At 70.9% G+C, this 9,575-nt stretch carries 5 protein-coding genes, 1 tRNA gene and 1 pseudogene; 4 read left to right on the forward strand and 3 right to left on the reverse strand.

All coding sequences use genetic code 11. The annotated features are described in order from the left end of the window. Positions 1-415: 415 nt before the first annotated feature. Positions 416-1,576: an AAA family ATPase gene (locus ABFX51_RS36645; protein WP_346056535.1), complete on the reverse strand. Its 1,161-nt coding sequence runs from the start codon at positions 1,574-1,576 to the stop codon at positions 416-418. Positions 1,577-1,915: 339 nt separating this feature from the next. On the opposite strand from ABFX51_RS36645, the gene ABFX51_RS36650 reads away from it, so the two are divergent. Beyond that, positions 1,916-4,819, forward strand: a complete 2,904-nt coding sequence (locus tag ABFX51_RS36650) for a S8 family serine peptidase (protein WP_346056536.1) — start codon at positions 1,916-1,918, stop codon at positions 4,817-4,819. Between the two features lie 36 nt (positions 4,820-4,855). On the opposite strand, the gene ABFX51_RS36655 is transcribed toward ABFX51_RS36650, so the two are convergent. Next, the gene (locus ABFX51_RS36655) at positions 4,856-6,985 is read right to left on the reverse strand and encodes a DUF2339 domain-containing protein (protein WP_346056537.1); all 2,130 of its coding nucleotides are present in this window, start codon (positions 6,983-6,985) and stop codon (positions 4,856-4,858) included. A gap of 148 nt (positions 6,986-7,133) precedes the next feature. Then, positions 7,134-7,820: a TetR/AcrR family transcriptional regulator gene (locus ABFX51_RS36660; RefSeq protein WP_346056538.1), complete on the reverse strand. Its 687-nt coding sequence runs from the start codon at positions 7,818-7,820 to the stop codon at positions 7,134-7,136. A gap of 100 nt (positions 7,821-7,920) precedes the next feature. Between ABFX51_RS36660 and ABFX51_RS36665 the strand changes: the two genes are divergently transcribed. The 3 genes and pseudogenes from ABFX51_RS36665 to ABFX51_RS36675 all read left to right on the forward strand — a co-directional run bounded on the left by ABFX51_RS36665 (position 7,921) and on the right by ABFX51_RS36675 (position 9,216). Next, a complete protein-coding gene (locus tag ABFX51_RS36665; RefSeq protein WP_346056539.1) occupies positions 7,921-8,652 on the forward strand; it encodes an SDR family oxidoreductase in 732 nt (243 codons plus the stop codon). Position 8,653: 1 nt separating this feature from the next. Further along, a pseudogene (locus tag ABFX51_RS36670) lies at positions 8,654-9,066 on the forward strand (LLM class flavin-dependent oxidoreductase); the annotation flags it as partial. Between the two features lie 76 nt (positions 9,067-9,142). After that, positions 9,143-9,216, forward strand: a tRNA-Pro gene (locus ABFX51_RS36675). Positions 9,217-9,575 lie beyond the last annotated feature (359 nt).

A 9,575-nucleotide genomic window follows, 5' to 3' on the forward strand; every position in this document is an offset into this window, starting at 1 on the left:
CCGTGCCGCCACCGGCGCCGCCGTGCCGCCACCGGCGCCGCCGTGCCGCCACCGGCGCCGCCGTGCCGCCGCCGCTTCGCGTGCCCGCTCGCCGTGCCGCTTCGGCGGACGCCGCCCGCTCTGGCGGGCCTGCTTCGCCTGCCGGGCCTACTCCACTCCGCCTCGCCCGCTTCGCGCCGCCTCGCCTACTCCGCCCTGCCGGGCCTGCTTCGCTCCACCGCGCCCGCTTCACCTGCCGCGGCCTCTGCTCCGCCGTGCCCTCTTCGCTTGCCGGGCCTGCTTCGCTCCCCCACGCCCACTTCACCTGCCGCGCCTATCCGCCCTGCCGTGCCCACTCCGCTCCGCCGCGTCCCAAGCTCCGCCCCGTTCCCAAGCCCCACCCACCCTGCCGCTACCCCCCAACCCACCCCCAGCCTCACCGCTTCGGCCAATGCCACGACGGCCTGTCCAGCACCCCCTGCCCCACAGGCACCGTCGCGCCGAACTGTTTCTCCAGTTCCACCACCGCCACGTCCCCGAGGGCGCGCACGAGCGGCCGCGCATGTGTCACCACCACCAGCTGCGTCCGCGCCGCCGCCGTCGTGATCAGTGCCGCCAGCGCGGGCACCACATCCGGGTGCAGGCTCGTCTCCGGCTCGTTCAGCACCAGCAGCTCCGGCGGCCTCGGGCTCAGCAGCGCCGCCATCCACAGCAGGTACCGCAGCGTCCCGTCCGACAGCTCCGCCGCCGTCAACGGCCGCAGCAACCCGTGCTGGAAGAACCGCAGTTCGAACCGGCCCTCGGTCACGGCGACCTCGACCCGCGAGCGCGGGAACGCGTCGTCGATCGCCGTGGCCAGTGCCTCCGCGTCACCGCTTTCCTGGATCGTGCGCAGCGCCGCGGGCAGGTCACCGCCGTCGTGGTCCAGCACCGGCGTGCGCGTGCCGATGCGGACCTGCCGCGCGGGCGCCTCCGCGTCCGTCCGGAACTGGTCGTAGAACCGCCACGACCGGATCCGTTCGCGCACCACCAGCAACTCCGGGCAGGCACGCGGATCGGCGAACTCGCTGAGCATGCTGTCGGTCAGCCCAATCGGGAACCGCTCCTCCGACCACGCCCCGTCCGCGTTCCGCGTGCGCACCGACTTGCCACCGCGATCGGCGAGCAGCGCCGCCGGGCGCAGCACAGGTCCGGACCACAGGCATTCCCGTTTGAACTCCGGATCCAGTACGAACGCCGTCGTCTTCGGGTCCACCGCGGGCAGCCCGAGATCCAGCGCGTACCCGAACTCCTCGCCCGAGAACCCCAGCCGCAAGCCGACCGGCTGCGACCGGACGGTGCCCTGCACCGGCGCCCTGCCCTCGCGCACCGCACGTCCCGTCCGCTCCGGACCGGCCCACAACGTCGACGGCAGCCCGCCCTCCCGCGCGAGCGCGGCGACCGCACCGTTGCGGGCGGCGTCCGCCAGCAGCCGCAAGGCGCGGTACAGACTGGACTTCCCGCTGCCGTTCGCGCCGGTGACCACTGTCAGCCGCGACAACGGCAGCACGAGGTCCCGCAGTGAGCGGTAGTTCTGGATCGCCAGCGTCGTGAGCACGCCCCGACGCTAGCGCCTGCCACCGACAAAAACCGTCAGTCCCGCGCCGCCGGCCGGTCGACGGCCGCGACCGCCTCCCGCAGGTCCGCTGGTGCCTGCGGGCGGCTTCCCCCGCCGCCGATCGCAGCGGCAGGCGACGGGAAAACCGAACGGGCACATCCCGTGGGATGGAAGGGAAACCGGCGTACCCGGGGTTGCACTGAACGGCCTACGACTTCCGGCAGAGTGACAAAAACTGGTCCTGGTAGTCACCCGAACGGTGCTGTCGGGCGAATTCTCCCGGTATTTAGCTGTGCTTCAGCCGGTGATCACCGGTTCCTGAAGTCGAGAGGGACGCTCGTGCATCGAACCCGTTCCAGAAGACATCCCCGATCGAGAGCGACGGCCGCGGCCGGTGCGGCGGTCCTGCTCGCCGCGCTCGGTCTCGCCACTCCCGCGACGGCTGCGCCGGCGCAGTCTCCGGACGACGTGAACGCGACAGCGCTGGCCCAGATCGCCACTCTGCAGGGCATCAAGGCCAGTGCGACCAAAACCGAATCCAAAGTGGACAGCAACCTGCTCGTGCGGCAGAAGCTGCAGTCGGGCAGGCTCACCGCGAACGCGCTGCCCGCGCTGCAGCAGGGAGCCGGGGCCACGACGCTGGTGGACATCCGCGCCACCAAGGTCACGCCCGACCTGATCACGGCGCTGACCAAGGCCGGCGCCGGCGTCCGCGCCGTGTCCGACCACTACGCGAGCGTCCGGGCCGAACTGCCGCTCGCCGCGGTGAACGGCATCGCCGCGAGGGCGGACGTCAAGCGGATCGAGACGGCCGACGAGGCGATGACGCAACGCGAGCTGGCCGTCCCGAACGTGCCGCAGGAGACCAAGCAGCAGAAGGCCGCGCGCATCCAGAGCGAGCTGCAGAAAGCGGTTTCCGGCAAGACGACGGCGCGGGCGCAGGCCGCCACCGTCACCAGCGAGGGCGACCGCGCGCACAACGCCGACGTCGCCCGGCAGCAGTTCGGCGTCACCGGCGTCGGCGTGAAGGTGTGTGCGCTGTCCGACGGCGTGGACTCCCTCGCCACCTCGCAGGCGAGGGGCGAACTCCCCGCGCAGGTGGACGTCATCCCCGGCCAGGAGGGCCAGGGTGACGAGGGCACGGCGATGCTGGAGATCATCCACGACCTCGCGCCCAACGCGTCGCTGGGCTTCGCGTCCGCCTTCAACTCCGACGCCAGCTTCGCCGACAACATCCGCGCCCTGCGTTTCGACCGGCACTGCGACGTCATCGTCGACGACGTGATCTACTTCAAGGAATCCCCGTTCCAGGACTGGATCATCGCGCAGGCCGTCAACGACGTGACCGCGAACGGAGCGCTCTACTTCTCCTCCGCCGGCAACGAGGGCAACGTCGCCGACGGCACCGCCGCGCACTGGGAAGGCGACTTCGTCGATTCCGGCAAGCACGTGGGCAAGTTCGCCGGCACGGCGCACAACTTCGCGGGCACCGGCGGCAGCCAGATCTTCGAGCCGATCTCGGACGCCTCCTCCGCCGGCGTCCCGGTGACGCTGCACTGGTCCGACCCACTCGGCGCGGCGAGCGACGACTACGACCTCTACCTGCTCAACCGCGCGGGACAGGTCGTCGACTTCAGCCAGGACGTGCAGGACGGCACGCAGGACCCGTACGAGATCCTCGGCACGCCCGTGTTCGGCGGCAGCGGGCTGCGGCTCGCGGTCGTCAAGTACTCGGGCCAGGACCGGTACCTGTCGCTTTCCGCGCTGCGGGGCCGGTTCTCCGACTCCTCGGACGGGCTGAAGGCCTACAACACGCCCGGGGTGACCGTGGGGCACTCGGCCGCGAAGGACGCGTTCAGCGTGGCGGCGGCGCCCGCGGCTGCGGCGTTCGGTCGCGACCTCGAACCCGGCGACCCGCCGAACCCCGCGGGCCCGTACCCGGGCTCGTTCTCCTCGGCGAGCAAGGCGGAGCGGTTCTCCTCCGACGGCCCGCGCCGCGTGTTCTACCGGGCCGACGGCACCCCGATCACGCCGGGCGACGTGTCGTCGACCGGTGGGGAGGTCCGCGCCAAACCGGACCTCACCGCCGCCGACGGCGTGACGACGAGCGTGACCGGGTTCGACCCGTTCTTCGGCACCTCGGCCGCCGCCCCGCACGCGGCCGCGATCGCCGCCCTGGTGCTGTCCGGCAACCCCGGGTTGTCCCCGGCGGAGGTGCGGGAGGCACTGCTCGCGACCGCGGTCGACATCGAGGCTCCCGGCGCCGACAACCTGACCGGCAAGGGGATCCTGCTCGCGGACAAGGTGCTGGCCTACACCGGCGCCAGCCCGCAGCCACTGGTGGTGGCGCAGGAACCGTCCGTGGTGCCCACCGACGGCGGCACGGCGCTCGACCCCGGTGACACGGCGAAGGTCCGGCTGCCGGTGACCAACACCGGTGACGGCACGGCGGTGTCGACGAGCGTGGTGCTGACGAGCCCCACACCGGGCGTCACGATCACGCCGCGGTCGAAGTCCTACGGCACGATCAGCCCGGGGCAGACCGGGGTGAACGACTTCACGATCACCGTGCCGGCGAGCCAGAAACTGGGGCAGCCGGTCGTCCTCGACGCGCGGGTCTCCTTCGCCGGGGCGTATTCGCCGACGACGACGTCGTTCTCGCTCCAGGTCGGCACGCCGTCGCCCGTCGTGCACGACTTCGCCTACGCGGGCGCGCCCGTCGCGATCCCGGACAACAGCCCGGTCGGCGCCTCGGTGTCGATCCCGGTGTCCGGGATCGGGCAGGCGTCGAAGGTGGCGTTGTCGATCGACGGCACCACCTGCGGCACCGATCCCACGTCGACGGAGGTGGGCCTCAACCACTCCTACATCGGTGACCTGATCGGCACGCTGACGTCCCCGTCGGGGCAGAAGGCGACGGTGTTCCAGCGCAACGGCGGCAACGGGCACAACCTGTGCCAGGTCGTGTTCACCGACAGCGCGGCCACGCCCTTCACGTCGGTGACCGGGGTCGACGCGCCGTTCACCGGCACGTGGCGGCCGGTCGCGCCGTTCGGCGGGATGGCGGGCACGGCCGCGGACGGCACGTGGACGTTCTCCGTCGTGGACGTCGCGGGCGGCGATGACGGGTCGATCCGCGCGGTTTCGTTGCATGTCAACGGTTACACGCAGCCGGCGAGCAGCACCACGCGCCCGGCGAACGTGCACCCGGTGATCAGTTCCGGCCCGGTCCGGCCGGTGTGACCGAAAAGGGCGGGGCCCGCGGGCCCCGCCCTTTTCTCACTGCGTCAGCCAGTACCCGTAGGAAACGTAGTCCGGGTACGGGTTCAGCACCGGCCGCGGCTGCCGGATCTCGATGTGCAGGGTGTCGCTGTCGACCAGCTCGGCGGGAATCGTGAACGTGTACGTCTCCCAGGTGCTGTCCTTGCCGTCGCGCAGCCACCTCCCGGCGGGCTTGCCGTTCACGAGCACGCTCGCCTCGGGCACGGTGCCGTGCATAGCGATGCGGGCGGTCAGCGTCGCGGCGCGGCCGGGAACGGCGTTGTGGAGCGTGAACTCCTCGCCGCCCAGGATGTGCCTGCCGCTGTCGATCACGTCGCCATCACGGGCGAGGGAGGTGAACGGCTGCAGCCCGTCCTGAGCCGGCAGGAACGCGTAGTCGTGCGCCTTCTCGTCGGTGAGGTAGGCGACGTTGAGGTGGTCGCGCACGTCACCCGGCACCGGGGCGGCGTCGCCGTTGTCCACCAGGCTCCAGTCCGCCTTCGTCACGCTGAACACGCGGAACGGCACCATGAGGAAGCCGCGTGAGTCCTCCGGCGCGTGCACGTCGAAGCTCGCCAGCGCGGGCTGCTCCAGCACGCCGACGTCCCGCAACGGCTTCATCGACGGCCCCGGGCCCGTGTCGTACGTCGCGAAGTAGTCCGGCCGGCGTTCCGGCGGCAGGTGCCGCACCGCCTCGTACAGGGACCCGATCTCGTTGTTCGCCGCCTCGGCGAAACCGTTGGTGCCCAGGCCCAGCAGGTCGACGACGTGGTGCCCACCGAGGTAGGCGACCGCGCCGACGTCCTTGATGGCGATGTTGGCCTCCGGTGGCAGGTTGCCCTTGAGGTAGGCCGCGTAGGACACGTCGCTGTCCCGGATCGCGGCGGCGGCCCTGGCGTAACGCACCGACCAGATCGGCAGCGACACGACCGAGAACGCCAGCACCACGGCGAGCACGGAGTGCAGCGCGAGCCGTCGTGTCCGCGCGCGGGCGATCAGCTGCGCCGCGCCGGTGAACCCGGCGACGACGAAGATCACGAACAGCGGGAGGAAGGGCTGGAAGTAGCGCAGTTCGTGGACGAGCGCACTGTCCAGAGTGGACAGTGAGAGCACCGCGCCGCCGAGCCCGGCGAGTGTCGCGAGGACCAGTGGCCGCAGGCGCCGGTTCAGCATCAGGTACGCCACGCCGCCGAGGCACACCAGCAGGCCGCCGGGGAACGTGAACTCCTGGCCGGAGAAGCCGAGGAAGATCCCGAGCAGGTTGCGCAGCGTCGTGCCCGCCCGGTCGACGAACTGGCTGACGTAGAACTCGGGCTGGTCGTGCAGCAGGGACTTCGACTGGATCCCGTTGGCGGAGAACGTCCCGGTCGCCAGCTTGTAGAACGTCAGCTGCGCGACCCCGACGACGCCGGGCAGCAGGCTCCACACGGCGCGGCGGACCGTCCTGGCCGGACCGGCGAGCCGGCGGCGGATCCACAGTGTCCACAGCACGGCACACGTGAGCGCGCAGGCGAGGATCAGCCCCTCCGGCCGGACCAGTGCGAGCAGCGCGCCGACGACCGGCGTCCAGCGGAACCGCGCGGCGTCCTGCTCGGTGACGAACGTCAGCAGCAGGCCGGTCACGAGCATCATGACGAGGCCGACTTCCATGCCGCTCGCGGCACCCCAGGCGAGCGGTCCGGAGAGCGCGACGAGCAGGCCCGCCCAGATCCCGGGCGTCCGGTGCAGCAGGCGGGTGGCCAGCAGGCACGTGAACGCCGACGCGACGGCGAAGCAGCAGACGTTGAACCCGATCGCGAACGCGAGCAGCAGCGTGTAATGGAAGCCGATCGCGTAGGCGGCGCCGAGCACGAAGGCGTACAGCATGCTGCTCGCGCCCGCGCTGATGTCGTCACCGGTGTTGAACCGGAAGAAGTGGCCCGCGCCGAGCTGGCTGCCGTACTGCAGGTGGATGTAGACGTCGTCGAGCGGGCCGAACAGGCGGCCGCTGTTGAACGCCAGCGACACGAGGACGAAGCCGAAGCCGACGACCAGCGCGAGCGCCCCGATCCACAGTGCGGGCGCGCGCCGCAACCCCCAGCGCCTGCCGGGGGTGCCGATTCTCGGCAGTTCCCCCGTATCCGGTGAAACATCCACCAGTTGAGCCACGTTCCCGTTCCTTTCTCGGCCGAAAAAATGCACGGCCCGGCACCGGGTTTACGCGGCGTTTCGGCGGAACCCCCAGTCACGTGCCGGACACGGCACAGTGCTGATCACCTTAGCGGGGGCCGTGAACGTTGTTCTGCTCGCGTTGTTTTCAGCCCTGCTCGGCGAGCCGCTCCAGCCAGTGCCGCAGCAGTGCCGTTTCCGGCCCGCCGAGCGGGCTGCCGGCGTCCCGCAGCAGCGCCGACAGCTGCAGCGCGGCCGTCGCCACCGCCGGTTCGGCCGCCGGCGCGCGTTCCTCGTCCACGAGGACGCTGTCGAACACCGCGTCACGCACGCGCGTGGACAGCCCGGGATCGGTGTAGACGCCGGGCTGGCTCACGAGGTTGAGGGCCACGCCGATGTTGGCGGACATGATCGCCTGCGCCGCGCTCTCCACGGTCGTCCGCAGTTTCCCGGCCGCGGCACAGCGTTCGAGCACCTGCCGCAGGAGGCGCATCGCCTCGCGGGCCGCGGCGGGCACCTCCTTGAAGCTGGGGGAGTACATGAGCCGGTAGACGGCCGGGTGCTCGAGCGCGAACGCGGTGTGCGTGTTCCAGCCGTTGCGCAGGTCGGCCACCGGATCAGGCGAGCCCTCCGCGGCCCGCTTGGCGGCCAGGTAGCGCTCGAACCCGTAGTCGACGACGGCGCTGAGCAGGCCGTTCTTGTCGCCGAAGAGCCGGTAGAGGACCGGTGCGCCGACCCCGACCGCCTCGCACACCGCGCGCGTGGCGATGTCCCGGTCGGGCGAGGCGTTGAGCAGCTTCTCCGCCGCTTCGAGCATCTGGGTCCGCGTGTCCATGACCTCAGGATAGCGACGTTACGGATTCCTTGTAGCGCGAGTACGACGAGGATGGTAACGTCGCTAACGTCAGAACGGAACAACGTTACGGAGCAGTGGCATGAGCACGACACGAGTAGCGATCGTCACCGGTGGTTCGCGCGGCATCGGCCGGGCGGTGGCCGAGCGGCTGGGCCGCGAGGGGTACGCGGTCGTCGTGAACTACGCGAGCAACAAGACCGAGGCGGACGCGGCCGTCGAGGCGATCGAGAAGGCCGGGGGACAGGCGTTCGCGGTGGCCGCGGACGTGGCCGACGAGGCAGCCGTGGCAAGTGTTTTCGACCAGGCGGACGAGCGCTTCGGCGGGGTCGACGTCGTCGTGCACGCGGCGGGGGTCATGCCGCTGGCGCCGGTCGCCGAACTCGACCTTGCGGTGCTGGACCGCGTGCTGCGCACCAACGTCCGCGGCACGTTCGTCGTGGACCAGCAGGCGGCGCGCCGGCTGCGTGCGGGCGGCGCGATCGTGAACTTCTCCAGTTCCATCACCAGGTTCTTGAGGCCGGGTTACGCCGCGTACGGCGCGAGCAAGGGCGCCGTGGAGGCGGCCACGGTGATCCTGGCGCGGGAGTTGCGCGGCCGGGACATCACGGTCAACGCGGTCGCCCCCGGTCCGACGGCGACGGCACTGTTCCTCGACGGCAAGAGCGAGGAACTGATCAGCAGGCTCGCCAAGGAGCCGCCGCTGGAGCGTCTCGGGCAGCCGGAGGACGTCGCCGAGGTCGTCGCGTTCCTCGCCGGTCCCGCCCGGTGGGTCAACGGCCAGGTGCTGTACGCGAACGGCGGGGCGATCTGAGGTCGCCCAGGAGACGACGAGTTTTAAGGGGCGGTACTACCAGCTGACGGACGCCCGTTGCGAGCCGAAGCCGGTGCAGCGGCCGCATCCGCCGGTCTGTATCGGCGGGAGCGGGCAGAAGCGCACCCTGCGGACGACCGCGAGGTTCGCGCAGCGCTGGCACTTTCGTCGGCGGCACGCCCGAGGAGTTCGCCCGCAAGCGGGACGTCCCGCACCGGCGTGGGGCACGATCCGAAGGAGATCATGCTGTCCAGCAACGTCCGCCTCGGCGAGGACGGCGACGTCGCGAAGGTGGCGGCAGAGGCTGCCGCGCTCGGGGAGCAGGGCCTGGACCTCGCGATCGTCGACCTATCGCCGCCCCACACCCCCGCGGCAGCCGAGCCGCTCGCCGAAGCGCTCGCCCCGCTGGCGTGAAGACCCCCGGCTGAAAGGCGGTTGCCGGGACCCCTTAAGCTACGTGTCATCACGCCGCACGCGGGGTGATGACGGCCGGGACGTGGCGCAGTTTGGTAGCGCACTTGACTGGGGGTCAAGGGGTCGCAGGTTCAAATCCTGTCGTCCCGACGGTCGTAAGAGCCCGTTGGCTCTGGGTGGAAGCCCAGGTCAGCGGGCTTTTTCGCGTTCGCGGTGTGTCTCGGGATGAGGCTCAGTTTCATGATCAACAGGGTGACATGGGAGCGGATCTGGAGCCGATCATGGAAAGGTTTGACCCCAGGGGTTTATGGGGTCGCGTTCGGATCGGCTCCTCCAGGAATCACTGCCAACTGTCCTGAAGGTGCCTGAACCCGGTCTGGTTCCGGTCGGTTGGGGGCGGGATGGCGCCGTTGCGGTCGGCTTGCGTCGTCGTAGCGGTGTTGGGGGCGGTGGGGGGGTGTCCCTATGTGGTTGTCAAGCGGCGGCGGGCGTGTTTTTGGGTTGCGGGG

Source organism: Amycolatopsis dongchuanensis (assembly GCF_039542405.1).
Lineage (GTDB): Bacteria > Actinomycetota > Actinomycetes > Mycobacteriales > Pseudonocardiaceae > Amycolatopsis_E > Amycolatopsis_E sacchari.

Excerpts from the sequence above, each read along its gene's own strand:
- ABFX51_RS36665 (WP_346056539.1), top strand. The coding sequence starts at position 7,921 with ATGAGCACGACACGAGTAGCGATCGTCACCGGTGGTTCGCGCGGCATC.
- ABFX51_RS36660 (WP_346056538.1), bottom strand. The coding sequence starts at position 7,820 with ATGGACACGCGGACCCAGATGCTCGAAGCGGCGGAGAAGCTGCTCAAC.